The 13,293-nt window shown below is 64.4% G+C and carries 17 protein-coding genes and 1 pseudogene; 5 read left to right on the top strand and 13 right to left on the bottom strand.

The features are described from left to right. Nucleotides 1-64 precede the first annotated feature (64 nt). The 7 genes from QXK92_RS25185 to QXK92_RS25215 all read right to left on the bottom strand — a co-directional run bounded on the left by QXK92_RS25185 (nucleotide 65) and on the right by QXK92_RS25215 (nucleotide 5,929). Complete coding sequence (locus tag QXK92_RS25185; RefSeq protein ID WP_306246128.1) at nucleotides 65-283, bottom strand: (2Fe-2S)-binding protein; 219 nt, start codon at nucleotides 281-283, stop codon at nucleotides 65-67. A 12-nt stretch (nucleotides 284-295) separates the two neighbouring features. After that, on the bottom strand, nucleotides 296-925 hold the full coding sequence (locus tag QXK92_RS25190) for a fatty-acid--CoA ligase (protein ID WP_306246130.1): 630 nt from the start codon (nucleotides 923-925) through the stop codon (nucleotides 296-298). A gap of 8 nt (nucleotides 926-933) precedes the next feature. Then, a complete protein-coding gene (locus tag QXK92_RS25195) occupies nucleotides 934-1,557 on the bottom strand; it encodes a twin-arginine translocation pathway signal (protein WP_306246132.1) in 624 nt (207 codons plus the stop codon). Continuing rightward, on the bottom strand, nucleotides 1,554-2,429 hold the full coding sequence (locus tag QXK92_RS25200; RefSeq protein WP_306246134.1) for a hypothetical protein: 876 nt from the start codon (nucleotides 2,427-2,429) through the stop codon (nucleotides 1,554-1,556). Before QXK92_RS25200 ends, QXK92_RS25195 begins: the two co-directional genes overlap by 4 nt. A gap of 347 nt (nucleotides 2,430-2,776) precedes the next feature. Further along, nucleotides 2,777-4,216, bottom strand: coding sequence for a FadD3 family acyl-CoA ligase (locus QXK92_RS25205; protein WP_306246136.1), 1,440 nt, complete (start codon nucleotides 4,214-4,216; stop codon nucleotides 2,777-2,779). Beyond that, a complete protein-coding gene (locus tag QXK92_RS25210; protein ID WP_306246138.1) occupies nucleotides 4,213-5,403 on the bottom strand; it encodes an amidohydrolase family protein in 1,191 nt (396 codons plus the stop codon). Before QXK92_RS25210 ends, QXK92_RS25205 begins: the two co-directional genes overlap by 4 nt. 106 nt (nucleotides 5,404-5,509) lie before the next feature. Beyond that, nucleotides 5,510-5,929 (bottom strand): lipoprotein LpqH, encoded by a 420-nt coding sequence (locus QXK92_RS25215; RefSeq protein ID WP_306246140.1) that lies wholly within the window; start codon nucleotides 5,927-5,929, stop codon nucleotides 5,510-5,512. 131 nt (nucleotides 5,930-6,060) lie between these two features. On the opposite strand from QXK92_RS25215, the gene QXK92_RS25220 reads away from it, so the two are divergent. Both QXK92_RS25220 and QXK92_RS25225 read left to right on the top strand, forming a co-directional pair. Further along, nucleotides 6,061-6,825, top strand: a complete 765-nt coding sequence (locus QXK92_RS25220; RefSeq protein WP_306246141.1) for an enoyl-CoA hydratase/isomerase family protein — start codon at nucleotides 6,061-6,063, stop codon at nucleotides 6,823-6,825. Next, on the top strand, nucleotides 6,822-7,247 hold the full coding sequence (locus tag QXK92_RS25225; RefSeq protein ID WP_371934591.1) for a hypothetical protein: 426 nt from the start codon (nucleotides 6,822-6,824) through the stop codon (nucleotides 7,245-7,247). Before QXK92_RS25220 ends, QXK92_RS25225 begins: the two co-directional genes overlap by 4 nt. On the opposite strand, the pseudogene QXK92_RS25230 reads toward QXK92_RS25225, so the two are convergent. After that, a pseudogene (locus QXK92_RS25230) lies at nucleotides 7,163-7,859 on the bottom strand (TetR/AcrR family transcriptional regulator). The gene QXK92_RS25225 and the pseudogene QXK92_RS25230 sit on opposite strands and share 85 nt — an antisense overlap. Nucleotides 7,860-8,063: 204 nt before the next feature. Here QXK92_RS25230 and QXK92_RS25235 point away from each other — a divergent pair. Continuing rightward, a complete protein-coding gene (locus tag QXK92_RS25235) occupies nucleotides 8,064-9,335 on the top strand; it encodes a cytochrome P450 (protein WP_306246145.1) in 1,272 nt (423 codons plus the stop codon). A 5-nt stretch (nucleotides 9,336-9,340) separates the two neighbouring features. Here the strand turns inward: QXK92_RS25235 and QXK92_RS25240 are convergent, their stop codons facing one another. From QXK92_RS25240 to QXK92_RS25255, 4 genes are read right to left on the bottom strand one after another with little or no spacing between them, the layout of a single operon-like run. Then, complete coding sequence (locus tag QXK92_RS25240; RefSeq protein ID WP_306246147.1) at nucleotides 9,341-9,625, bottom strand: cytochrome C oxidase subunit IV family protein; 285 nt, start codon at nucleotides 9,623-9,625, stop codon at nucleotides 9,341-9,343. Then, complete coding sequence (locus QXK92_RS25245; RefSeq protein ID WP_306246149.1) at nucleotides 9,626-10,213, bottom strand: cytochrome c oxidase subunit 3; 588 nt, start codon at nucleotides 10,211-10,213, stop codon at nucleotides 9,626-9,628. Beyond that, complete coding sequence (locus tag QXK92_RS25250) at nucleotides 10,210-10,965, bottom strand: hypothetical protein (RefSeq protein WP_306246151.1); 756 nt, start codon at nucleotides 10,963-10,965, stop codon at nucleotides 10,210-10,212. The genes QXK92_RS25245 and QXK92_RS25250 overlap by 4 nt, the downstream gene beginning before the upstream one ends. Beyond that, nucleotides 10,962-11,741, bottom strand: coding sequence for a hypothetical protein (locus QXK92_RS25255; protein WP_306246153.1), 780 nt, complete (start codon nucleotides 11,739-11,741; stop codon nucleotides 10,962-10,964). The genes QXK92_RS25250 and QXK92_RS25255 overlap by 4 nt, the downstream gene beginning before the upstream one ends. A 165-nt stretch (nucleotides 11,742-11,906) precedes the next feature. Here QXK92_RS25255 and QXK92_RS25260 point away from each other — a divergent pair, with 165 nt between their 5' ends. Then, nucleotides 11,907-12,419, top strand: coding sequence for a TetR/AcrR family transcriptional regulator (locus QXK92_RS25260; protein WP_306246494.1), 513 nt, complete (start codon nucleotides 11,907-11,909; stop codon nucleotides 12,417-12,419). A 59-nt stretch (nucleotides 12,420-12,478) separates the two neighbouring features. Beyond that, nucleotides 12,479-12,766, top strand: a complete 288-nt coding sequence (locus QXK92_RS25265) for a hypothetical protein (protein WP_371934306.1) — start codon at nucleotides 12,479-12,481, stop codon at nucleotides 12,764-12,766. 13 nt (nucleotides 12,767-12,779) lie between these two features. On the opposite strand, the gene QXK92_RS25270 is transcribed toward QXK92_RS25265, so the two are convergent. Next, complete coding sequence (locus QXK92_RS25270) at nucleotides 12,780-13,184, bottom strand: hypothetical protein (RefSeq protein WP_306246155.1); 405 nt, start codon at nucleotides 13,182-13,184, stop codon at nucleotides 12,780-12,782. Between the last annotated feature and the right edge of the window lie 109 nt (nucleotides 13,185-13,293).

A 13,293-nucleotide genomic window follows, 5' to 3' on the forward strand; every position in this document is an offset into this window, starting at 1 on the left:
CAGCGTGTCAACTATTTGACGGGGCGAGAATTCCTAAGGGTTTCGTAAGCCGTGGTCAGACCACTCAGACACCCGGGCCGCGGCGGCATGGCGGTGCCGCAGATTCGCCGCCGGACCGGTCCGCGCTGCCAGACATGATGATGGCCCTGACGGTGTGCCGGCAACGCCCGCAATCGGCACCCGCACCGCAGGCGGCCGCGACCTGATTCGTCGTTGCCGCTCCGGCCGCAACGGCCTCAGCCACCATCTGACTGGTGATGCCGTTACACAGGCACACGAACATCGAGTGATCCGATCACTCCGACTCGATCCGCATCATGTCGAAATAGCGGCCCACGAACAGCGGCGGGTAGGCGCCCACTCCGGCGCCGCCGCCCATCCACTGAGCGGTCGAGTCGGGATGATCGATCCACTGACGCGCACTTTCTTCGTCGGGGAACTCCTGCAGTATCAACACTTCATGGGAATCGTCGAAGGCCTGAAACACCCAGGTCTTCCGCACACCGGCGGCGGTGAATCTGTCCATCGCATGCCCGACCTGGGCGGTCAGGTTCGACACGTCGTCGACCGAGGCGAATGCGGCCAGCACCACACCGGGAGCCTTGGGCACGGCGGGTGCGGTAGTGATGAAACGTTCGACGATCTCTCCGGCGAACACCGCCGGTATGTCCTCGACACCGGCCTCGTCGAACCAGTCGAAAAATACTCGGGAACGCAGCAGTTCCACGATCGGCTCGCGGCTGTGCACTCCGATCATGACCAGGACGCGACCGTAATCGTGCGTCGACACATAGACCAGGACATGGTGCGCGCCGATGTCGGAGAGAGCTGCTCTGTTGCGTTCGAGTAGCGGCCACACCCGGGTGGGATCCGGTATCCGGTAGTCCGACGCGATCACCATCGAGTGAATATCGCCGTCGCTCATCGCACCCCCTACGCCGGATTGAACTGCGAAATGAGCCACTTTCCATCGGCTTTGGTCAACGTGACCAGCACGCTGCTCGACGTCGTGCTCGGCTCCGGCCGATCACGGCTCTGCGTGCTCTGGTTGATGAACAGCAGAACGGTGGCCGAATCGGGATGGAAGTCGGTGAGCGCGCTCCGCAGCACCACGGCGGTCGTCTTCACTGCCTTCTGCTTGGCCGCCGGGGCGACGATCTGCTGGGTGAATTGGTCGTAGTACGAGAGGAAGTCACCCGTCAGATGGGACCTCGCGGTGGAGAAGTCGCGGTCCAGGGTGTCCGGTGAGTACGAGAGGATCGCGATCGTTCCCTCGCTGGCGGCCGCGATCGCCGACTTGGCTGCCGCGGCATCGACTGCGCGATCCGGCCGGTAGTAGAACCAGAACGCTCCTCCCAAAATCGAAAGCGAAGCCACGACAATCAACGTCAGAACGGCCGCGCCGATCTTTCCCGACCACTTGTCCGGCGTCCTGGACGACCGCTTCTTCACCCGTTCGGCGAGGCCGCTGAACCGCCCGGTCCGCGATGCCTCGGGCTTCTCGGTGACATCCGGCTCGTCGGTGTCCACAACGCTCGTCGACTTCTTCGGGCTCACGGGACAAACTCGACTTTCGACATCTTGAGCTGTCCGCCGTCCCGGGTCATCGTCACGATCAGCCGGTATTTCCGCGGATCCTGTTTTGCGCCAGCCGCGTTGGTGACTTCCGACGTGCTGGCGACGAGTACCGCCGCCGAGTTGTCGGTCATCGAATCGAGGTCCACCGCGGCGGCCTGAACGGAGCCCTGCGACACCACCTTCGACTGTTCGACGACGTTGGTGAAGTCGTCGGCCATCTTCAGGAAGTCATCCTTGAAGGTTCCGGTGGACACTTCGACGATGCGCTGCACTCCCTCCTTGGCGTGCTCAAAGTCCAGTGACGTCAACGTCACGACACCCTGCCGGGCCGCCGCGGCGTACTCGGCCACCTGCTGACGCTCCCGCTGCGCATGCTTGTGCAACACGGCCATCTCCACGCTGGCACCCACGGCGACAAGCGATATGAGGACGGCGAACACCGCCGCAACCGCCGACAGTTTGGGACGGCCGGGCCACCGTCGGCGTGATTCGGAGGCCGCGGTGTCCGAGGAGTCATCGTCAGAATCCGGCGAATCGTCTCCCGCCTCGGCCTCGCCGGATTCGGTTGCGGACTCGGCATCCCCCGCGTCGGCTGCCGAGGTTTCTTCGACAACAACGGTTTCCGCCGGCTCATCTTCGCCCGGTTCGTCCTCGGACGCCGGTACATCGCTGATGTCTTCTTCGGCAGGCTTTTTGGTCTCGACACGCTGCGCCTCGCGACGCAGTCTGATGGCGCGGGCCCGGGCGCGTGCAGCGGCAGCGATCGCTTCGGCTTCGGCTGCCTCCGCCTCGGCCTGATCGGCAAGAGACCGGATCTCCGCGGCAGTCTGAGGTGTGTCGCCCTTTTTCACCGCAACCAATTTCGCGTGAAGACCGGGGAGTGCGCCGCCCACCTCAACTCACCGGCGCGAGAACGAGGCTGCTCGTCGCTCAATCTGAACTCCTCTACCGCTTGCCGGTGACAAATCAGCGGGTAGCCGCCGGAACACGAACGGCGCCGCCGTTGGCCAAACCCTACTCGGCACCGGCAAGGGCGGCGAGCAATCGGGCGGCCTGCGACCACTTCCGTCGGTAGCCCGCGGAGAGGCAGATTATCACCATCCACCGCACAGACTACCGGCGGCGGCACAGAACACCCTGGCGAAAACCTGACAAGCAGGGGAAATAGTGTTCTCAATTCAAACATACGGCCGCTTTCTCACCGCAGGAGGTCCTTGACCACCTTGCCGGTCGCGTTGAGCGGCAACGCCTCCAGGAACTCCACTGCACGCGGGACCTTGAAGCCCGCCATGCGCTCCCGGCACCAGTCGATCAATTCCGTTGCGTCGACTGGACTTTGTCGTACCACGAAGGCCTTGCCGACTTGACCGAGCCGCTCGTCGGGCACACCGATGACTGCGGCTTGCGCCACCGCCGGATGCCCGATCAGAAACCCTTCGATCTCGGCGGGGTAGGCGTTGAATCCTCCGACGATGAACATGTCCTTCTTGCGGCCGACGATGCGCAGTCGCCCGGCTTCGTCGAAGTTCCCCAGGTCTCCGGTATGCAGATAGCCGTGGGCGTCGATCGCCTCCGCGGTCGCGACCGGATCGTCGAGATAGCCCTGCATGACGCCGTAACCGCGGACCAGCACCTCGCCGTCGTCGGCGACGCGAACCTCGACGCCCGCACAGGGCACCCCCGCCGTGGTGGCGACATCCTCGAAGGAGTCGCCGGGCCGCGAGAGCGTGACATTGCCGGCTTCGGTGAGCCCGTAGCCGGTCATCAATGTCTGGAACGGGAGTTCGCCATGGATGCGACGGACCAGTTCGACGGGAATGTCCGCAGCCCCCGTCACCCCGGCACGCAACGTCGACAACCGGGTTTTGTCGCCGACCGTCAACAACGAGTGATAGAGCGTGGGTGGACCGGGCAGCATCGTGACGCGCTCGCGCTCGATGAGATCCACCACCGTGTCGAGGTCGAACGCGGCGACCGGCAGCATGGTCGCGCCGCGCAGAAAAGACGTGACGAGACCGGCTTTCAATCCGAACGTGTGAAAGTAGGGATTGATCTGCAGGTAGCGGTCACCTTCACGCAGGTCCGCCAGGGTCGCCCATTCCTCGTACATCCGCAGCGTCTGACGATGGTTCATCATCGCCCCCTTCGGACGACCGGTCGTCCCCGAGGTGAAGATGATGTCGGAGATGTCACTGCCACTGACCGCGGACTCGAAAGGTGCACCGCTGGAAAGGAAATCGGACTTGAGGTCGATCACCGGCACCCCCGCTGGCGCCCGGTACTCCTGCCCCAGGAACCCCTGCTGAACCAGGACCGCCCGAACCCCGCTGCGGACAATGATGTCGCCGGCCTCGTCGGCCTTGAACCGGGAGTTCACCGGCACCAGCACGCCGCCGGCGGTGAGCAGCCCGAACGCTGCGACGATCCATTCCGCCGAGTTGGGTGCCCAGACGGCCACCCGATCTCCCCTGCCCACCCCGAACTCAGCGAAAGCACCCGCCGCGCAACGTATTCGGTCGACGATCTGGTCGAAGGTGTAGCGCAGCGGGCCGTCCACTACCGCTTCGGCATCCCCGAATCGCTCTGCCGCACTCAAGACCATCTCGGGGATGGTCTGCCAGGGTGACTGGCCCGTCACACCGTGACGAGCCGACCGAGGTTGCCGCCCATGATCTTCGCCTGCGACTCGACGGGCAGATGCGACAGTGCGTTGATGTAGTAGGTCGGCTCCGCCAGGCCCTCTGGGTGCGGCCAGTCCGATCCGTACAGCACCTGGTCCACCCCGACGAGGTTGATCAGATCGTCGATGCCTTCCTCGAAGAACGGGCTGACGTAGATCCGGTTCTTGACGGTCTCGACCGGGTCGCTCGGGAAAGCTTCCGGGGCTTTCCGGAAGACCTCGGCCAGCCCGTCCAGCAGTGGGTTCATCCATTTCGAACCGGCCTCGACGATCGCCACCTTCAGCTTGGGGTGGCGGTAGAGCGCGCCGTGAATCACCCAGGAGCCCACGGCGTCCTGGATCGGCCGCCACTCATTGAGGATGCCCATCGCGTTGGTCTGGAACGGCAGCATCTCCTGGTCGGCGCCGTCCCACTCGGAGGTATACCGGGAGTAGCCGCTGTCGCTCGAGTGCATACCCACCAGCAGGTCGTACTCGACGACCCGCTCCCAGAACGGGTCGAACTCGGGCAGAGCGAACGACCGGGGGCCGCGGAAGCCGGGGACCGGAGCCGGGCGGATCAGGATGCAGCGCGCACCACGCTTGACCACCCACTCCAGCTCCTCGATCGCCTTCTCCACGATCGGCAGGGTGATGACCGGGGTAGTGAAGATGCGGTTCTGGTAGTTGAAGCCCCAGACCTCGTCGAGCCACTGGTTCAATGCGTGGATCAAGACGTGGATGGCGACCGGGTCGTCGCGCAGCCGTTCCTCGATCAGACTGGCCAGCGTCGGGAACATCAGAGTGCGGTCCAGGCCCAGCTCGTCCATCTTCTCCAGGCGCGGGCCCGGTTCGAAGAACGCCGGGATGGCGCGCATCGGCTCGCCGAACAACTCGCGCTTGCTCTTGCCTTCCGGGTTGCCGTACTTGAAGTACTCCTCCCAGGCGCCCGGGCGGGCCACGACCTCGAAGGTCGGGTTGGGAATGTAGTTGCTGATCACGCCGCGCAATGCGATCTTGGTGCGCCCGTTGATCTGCACGTACTGCACGTAGTCCTTGTACTGCTTGGGCAGGAACTTGGTCAGCGCCTCCGGCGGCTCGTACAGGTGGTTATCCGCGTCAAACAGCGGGAACGGGACATCCTCCCGATGCGACAACTGCCCCATGAAATCCTCCTTCGCGATTTATGAGAATACTATTCTCTGATGCTGGCCAGCGCAACGACGGTCGGCGCGAGGCGCCTCCCGGCTGCTCCCGGCTACGGGACAGGTGTCAGCACGTGGCCCTGATCTTGAAATCCACCGTCGCCGCTTCGTTCGGCTTGGCGCTGGTGGCTCCGTTGGCGGTGCCACTAATCACGAAGTTGCCGCCGTCGAAGCGCGTGTCAGCGGCGTCACCACCGCCCGGCGCGGCCGTGGTGGTGCCGGTGAAGCCGCCCAGATTGTGAAAACGCACGGAGATGGTGGTCGCCGGATGGTGCCGCTGATCCAGCACCGCCGTTGCGCCGGACTCGTCGTTACCCAGAGCGATCGTCCGGTACCACTCCTGCTGATAGCAGCGGACCAGATCGGGCCGCACTTCGGTGCCATTGATGTTCACGGTTGCGGTACTGGCGAGCTGGCCCTGGGAGGGCGCGCTGCAGGCACTCGCGCTACAGGCACTGAGGATGGCCGCCGCGAAAACTGCCGGCATCACCGTTCGCTTCTGCACCTGGCACCCCCATAGACGACTTCTGTCAACTTCTGGACCTGCACTGATGATGCTATTCTCCGGGAACGAGAATGCCAATATCGCTGTTCTGGCGGCCCGAGGAGTGATCGCGCATGGTCGAGCTGGAGTTCGACGAGGTCGACACCGGCGTCGCCGTGCTCACCATCGATCGCCCGCACGCCCGTAACGCGATCGCGCTCGAGACCATGGGGCAACTCGAACAAGCACTGCATTCGGCCGCCGGCGCCCGTGCGTTGGTCATCAAGGGCGCGGGCGATCGTGCCTTCGTATCCGGCGGTGATCTCAAGGAACTCAGCGCGCTGCGCACCGAGTCGGACGCCGCGGCGATGGCGAGACGGATGCGGGCGGTGTGCGATCAGATCGCATCATTCCCCGCACCGGTGATCGCCGCGCTCAACGGCCACGCCTTCGGCGGCGGCGCGGAAGTCGCTGTGGCCGCGGATATCCGGGTTGCGGCCGACGACATCAAAATCGCCTTCAATCAGGTGCAGCTGGAAATCATGCCGGCATGGGGCGGTGCCGAACGCCTGGCCGCACTGGTCGGCAGGAGCCGGGCACTGTTGTTGGCCGGCAGCGGAACTGCGCTCGATGCCGCCGATGCCGAACGCATCGGCCTGGTGGACGTGGTGCTGCCGCGGGCGTCCTTCGACTCGCCGGACAAAGGCTGGCGCGCGGTGGCCACCTCATTGGCCCGCCGTCCTGCCGCCGAGATAAAGCGGGTAATCAGCGGAGTTTCCGCTGATGAGGCGATAGCATCGTTTGCACGGTTGTGGGTGGCAGACGCGCACTGGCAAGCCGCAGAGCGGGTCATGAAGCGCACAGCCAATCCGCGCCCGGCCGCCGGAGGAGCGATATGACAATCACGGCAATCCAGAAGCTGGGCGTCACCGCAGCGGTCCTGCTGGCGGCATCACTGGGCGGCCCCGTGCCGGCAAGCGCCGACGACGACCCGCCGATGCATCAGGTGGTCTACACCATCTCGGCCAAGAACCCGATCTACGCCGACATCTACTACCAGGACCAGGACCCGAGCAAGTATTCCGACTACAGCCACAACCCCTACACGTTCACCCCGAACATTCAGGCCGACATCGCCCCGGGCAGGCCCTGGAGCCAGCAGGTGATGCTGATCAATCCCGACGCGTGGGCGATGGTCAGCGTCAGCACCGGTCGGCAACCCGGCACGCCCGGGTTTCACTGCACCGTCTCGGTGGACGGGAATGTCGTCGTATCCAAGGACGGCGCCAAGGGCGTGCTCTGTTCACTGCGGACCTGGTGAGGCGCTCCGCTCCCCGAACATCTCCGTCATCGGCTCGCCTTCCAACCGGCGCAGGTGACGCTCGACGAACTCCGTGGTTTCGGCGTGACCATCCGACATGCCCAGCGCCTGCTCGAGCACCAGAAACCGCGACAGACTCGTCATGAACACCGTCCACACCATCGGCGGCACATCGTCGGTGTTCACCGCGTAACGCTGCAACGCCGCGGCCACGGCCTGACGCTGTTCGTCGCGGAAACGTTCCGCGTAGTAAGCGATTTCGGCGCGCATATCCTTGCGGTGATTTGCCAGAGCCATGAATTCCATGGAGATCCGGGCGAACCCGGGGTCGGACCCGAACTTCCACAGCGCCCATAGCGGCTGGGGCGATTGCAGCAGCCGGGCCTGCGCTTGCAGGCCCGCCTCGGCACGGCGGCGGAAAACCGCCAGGAACAGCTCTTCCATGGTGCGGAAGTAGTAGTGCACCAGCTGGGGTTTGAGTCCGGCCTCATTGGCCAGCCGTCGGGAAGTCACTGCGGCGTAGCCCTCTTCGAGCATCAACCGCTCGGCCGCGTCGAGCAGCAACCCCCGATTCTTCGCGTCCGGTGCCCCGATCCTGCGGGCCGATGTCATCGCTGTACTCCGTACTGTGTGCACTCACCTGGCGGTTAGGCCGATCGTAGTCACCGGACCCGGCAGGTCCGGCCGCGCGACCTTGACCCTGACATTACCGCCATGCTAAGCAAGTGCTCAGCAGAGCATCTCATTCGGGCGGCGCCAGCTCTCGTCGCCGACTCAGCATTGGCACCACGTGGGGCCGGCTTCAGGAGGCAGGACATGAGCAACTACGACACCATCGACTTCTTCACCGATCCGTCACTGGTCCCCGATCCGTACCCGTACTTCGATTACCTGCGCAGCCAGAACCCGGTGCTGCGCCTGCCGCACTACGGGGTCGTCGCCGTCACCGGGTACGAAGAGGCCACCGCCGTCTACAAGGACACCGATTCCTTCTCGAATTGCGTTGCGCTAGGCGGCCCGTTCCCCCCACTGCCGTTCACACCCGAGGGCGACGACATCAACGCCCAGATCGACGCACATCGGGAGAGCTTCCCGATGTACGAGCACATGGTCACGATGGACCCGCCCGACCACAGCCGCGCGCGCTCGATCCTGAGCCGGCTGCTGACTCCGAGCCGCCTCAAGCAGAACGAGGAGTTCATGTGGCGCCTGGCCGACCGTCAGCTCGACGAGTTCCTGGTCAACGGCGCCTGCGAGTTCATCGGGGAGTACTCAAAGCCGTTCGCCACCTTGGTGATTGCCGACCTGCTCGGCGTCCCCGAGGAGGACCACAAGGAGTTCCGGGTCGTCCTGGGCGCCGATCGCCCCGGCCGGGTCGGAGCGCTCGACCATGAGTCGGTAGGCGTCAACCCGCTGGAGTTTCTCGACGAGAAGTTCTCCTCCTACATCGAGGACCGGCGCGCGCATCCGCGCGACGACGTGCTGACCGCGCTGGCCACCGCCAAGTACCCGGACGGGTCCACGCCCGAGGTGATCGACGTAGTGCGTTCGGCCACCTTCCTTTTCGCTGCTGGTCAGGAGACCACGGCCAAGCTGCTCAGCGCGGCGCTTCAGGTGATCGGCGATCGGCCGCACATCCAGCAGCAGCTCCGCGACGACCGCAGCCTGATTCCCGGCTTCATCGAGGAGTCGCTGCGGATGGAAAGCCCCGTCAAGAGCGATTCGCGCCTGGCACGCCGGAACACCCGGGTGGGCGGAGTCGACATTCCCGCGGGCACCGTCGTGATGGTGCTGCCGGGCGCGGCCAACCGCGACCCGCGCCGGTTCGACAACCCACACGAGTTTCAGCTCGACCGCAAGAACGTCCGGGAACACATGGCTTTCGCGCGCGGCGTGCACTCCTGCCCGGGTGGCCCACTGGCCCGAGTGGAGGGCCGGGTGTCCATCGAACGGATCCTGGACCGCATGGCCGACATCGGGATCGACGAGGCCGAGCACGGACCGGCAGACGCTCGTCGTTACACCTACGAGCCGACGTACATCCTGCGCGGCCTCAACCAGCTGCACCTCACGTTCACACCGCAGTAGCCGCGTCAGCGCACCGCCAGGCCGACGAAGTAGCTGCCGAACAGCCCGGCGGCGATTAGCAGCACCCAGGCGTCGGTCAGCCGGGCGAGCAGTGCCGGAGCCTGCCTGACCTCCATGAACTCGCGGAAGATGATGCGCACCTTGATCAGTGCGATGACGATGACGCTCGATGTGACGACCACATTGGATCGCGGCGACCCGTCGGCGGAGTGGTCGATCCACAGATAGCTCGCGGTCAGCAGCGCCAGCACCACCCAGACGATGAGTAATCTCTTGTCGGTCCGCACCATTCACCTCACCACGTACAACAGCGCGAAGATCAGAACCCACAGGAAATCGACTGTGTGCCAATAGGTTGCGCAGGTTTCGATGAGCACCTGGGATTCGGGGGACCCGCGCCTGGAAGCGCCGAGCCGATATCCGATGATGCCGAGTGCGACAAAGCCGATCAGCAGATGCACGAAATGGATTCCGGTGAGGAAGAAGTAGTAGGTGAAGAAGTCGTTGCTGTCCAGACCATTTCCCGTCGCCACCAACCGGGCCCATTCGGACACCTTGAACAGCAGGAAGACTGCCGTGAATACGGCAGTGACGATCAGATCCCGAAGTGCCACGCGGTGCGCTCCGGAGCGGGAGGACTGCACGCAACGCGCGACCGACCAGGAACTCAACAGCAGGACCAGGGTGTTGAGCACACCGACGCGCAGATCCAGCTGCGCCTGAGAGTGCACGAACAGCTCGGGGCTGCGGGCCCGGTAGAACAGGTAGAAGCCGAAATACGCGGTGAACACCAAGGTCTCGAACAGCACGAAAACCCACATGTCCGGCTGGCCCGGAACGGATTTCGGCCGAACGGCCTTCTCGGTGTGATCGGTCATGACGCGATAGCTCGTTTCCGGGGCAGTTCCGGCAGTGGCCCGGTGCCGAAGTCTTCCCGCCGGATCAGCTGATAGAGCATGACGATGAACGTCACCTGGTAGACCCCGAACACGACCATGTCCAGCCACCAGGCGATCTGGCCGTTCCAGGCCAGCACACCGCGTCCGAAAATCCAGCAGGGCGCTACGACCACCTCGGTGAGCGCATTGCACAGGTTGAGGTAACCGAACCACTTCGGAAACACGCGGTTCTTGTCGATCAGAATCGCGACCATCCAGATCAGCGAGCCGATCAGGAACACTCCCATGGTTCCGTCGAACGACAGGAAGGCGAAGTCATAGAGCCAGCCGAGCGCCGTGGGGTCTCGGTGTGGCCGCAGCGTCCCGACGATCAGCGCGATGCAGAGCAGCAGCAGACCGGGAACCGCACTGAGCGAATAGATGATCAGGTAGGAGTATCCGAAGATGCGACTGACCGACATGCGGCGCATCGAATAGGCGATGAGTGCGTTGTTGACCGCGGTCATCCCGGTGATGGCGAAAATGATGCCGAAGCCGATGGGAATCCCGAGGCGGCGTTCGTGGAACCAGTGCACCTGCGTCGCGAGGTCCCAGGTGGGCTGTGGCGGGGGCTGCACCTGTGCCACGACGAAAAACACGGGGAAGAAGATGTTGTAGAAGACCACCAATGTCCACCACGCCAGCCACAACTCGCGCTTCGAGTTGTGCCGCAGGTTCGCCAGCACGATCACGGGCCGCGCAGTTCTGCTGGGCGCGTGAGAGTCTCGGCCCGCTCCCGGTAAACCGCCCGGCCCAGGGCGACGCCCATCACCACGATCCAGACGCCGATGGCGATGTTCTTCACCCAGAACGACAACAGTCCGTCCCACGCCAGCGGGCCGGACAGGGACACGCCGGCGAAGGCTGCCGGCACCAGGGCCGCGGCGACGAGCAGATTGAAACCGGCCACCCAGCGACCGAATACCGGTTGCGGTTGATCGTCGAAATAGATTGCGACAGCGAGGATCACGCTCTGTCCGATCAGGAAGGGAACCAGGACGGTGAAGGTCATCCACGCGAAGTCGTTGAGCAACTGCGTCAGTTCCGGACTTCGCTCCGGGCGGAACGCGGCCAGCAGCCAGCAGACGTTCGCGACGAGGAACAACGTCGGAGCACCGGCCACGCAACCGAGCATCGCGTAGGAGAAGATCGGCGTGCGATGCGCCATCCGCCGGATCTGCATCACGATCAGCGTCAGAACCGGGACGAGACAGACACCGAACCAGTTGAAGAGGATCATGCTGTAACGGATTTCGGGCAGGTGCGCTGGATCGCGGTAGAACGCGGCAACCTGCTCCGCCGTCATGGCCGGCGACATCGGCGGGTTGAAGCCGGGAAACAGCAGGAAGGCGGCGACCCAGATCACCACGGTGACCGGCAACGTCCACAACAGAATCAACTCGCCATCGGTACGCCGCAACCACACTCGCGGCGGTCGGGGATCATGGGTCGTGCCGATGCCCGTCATCACTGAATCCTTCCCGCGCACCCGTGCGTCTCGGCCCAGGTCCCGAAGCTAGCCGATCGGCTAGCTTCGGGTCAATAGCCGATCGGCTACGCTGCGCGTGTGGCCGAAGCGACACCCCGGAGCCGTTTCCGGTTCATCACGCACAGCGCCGCCCAGACGCGCATCCTGGATGCCGCGCTGCAACTGATTGCCGAGCACGGTGTCGGCGGGACCTCACTGCAGATGATCGCCGACGCGATCGGGGTGACGAAAGCCGCTGTCTACCACCAGTTTCGCACCAAAGAGCAGATCGTTATCGCGCTCACCGAGCGGGAATTGGGCGGCCTGGAGGAAGCGCTGGAGGCAGCGGAAGCACACGACCAGCGGTCCGAGGCTCGCGACGTACTGCTGGCGCGGGTCATCGATGTCGCCGTTCAACGGCGAGGTGCGGCGAGCACCCTGCAGTTCGACCCCGTCGTCGTGCGACTGCTCGCCCAGCACGAGCCTTTTCAGCACTTCATTCAGCGACTTTTCGGAGTACTGGTCGACGACAGTGCCGAAGACGCGCGGGTTTCGGCGGCGATGCTGTCCGGGGCCATCGCCGTCGGTGTCATGCATCCACTCGTGGCCGGCATCGACGACGAGTCACTGCGCGGCCAGTTGTTGCGCATCACCCGGCGACTCTTCGATGCGGATTGATCTGAAATGATTCTCGCCGTTCCATTTTCATAATCGGCCCGCTCGGATACCGTTTTCCTATGGATAGTGTCAGACGTCTCGCGGCCGTGGCGATCATGGTCACCAGCGGCTTCGGACTGGCAAGCACGGCCACGGCCGCGGCTGACGACGACCTTCCCTGGCCGTGGGTGGGATACCACTGGTGCCCCGGTCAGCCCTTCAACGCGGGAGCCTGGGGACCGCAGTTCGACCCGACCACCTGCCACGACGCGCACCACCGCGACATGGACGGCACGATCCACAACCGGGATTACTTCGGCCCCAGTCCCTTCCAGGATTGGCCGGAGATTCCCAACAACCGGCCGTGAATCGGTCCCGGGCCTAGGTGTCGCCGCGCTCCCAGACCTTCTTGCCGTCGTGGGCGGTGCACACCAGGAAGAGGCCGTCGGGAGCCTGGGCAACGTAGTACTCGGGATAGTCGACACACGAGGAGTTTTCGATCTTCACGCCGGCCATCGGCGGCGAACGGAACCAGCGGGGCTCATACCGTCTCGGCGAGCCGCAGAACATGAGCCGGCCCGGCTCGGTAGCGAAGGACACGTAGTAGTCAGCGGTGCCGAACACGTAGTAGATGGTGTTGTCACACGGCGCACCCAGCACGACGTGCCCGGTGATACCGGGCGTGCAGTCCGGGTAATCGCAGATCGCCGGGTCGGCGGCCGCCTGCGGCGCCGCCACCCCACCGAGGCCGAGCAATGCGGCGATCGCTGCCACAATGAATCGCACCTGCTTAATTTGCCACAGCTGGAAAGAAAATTCATTATGTTGGCGACAGATGGTAAGAAAATTCTCTCATTCGGAGAGGGAGCTCAGAGCCCAGGCATCGATCCGATCG

The sequence above is a fragment of the Mycobacterium sp. TY815 genome, assembly GCF_030755135.1.
Classification (GTDB): Bacteria; Actinomycetota; Actinomycetes; order Mycobacteriales; family Mycobacteriaceae; genus Mycobacterium.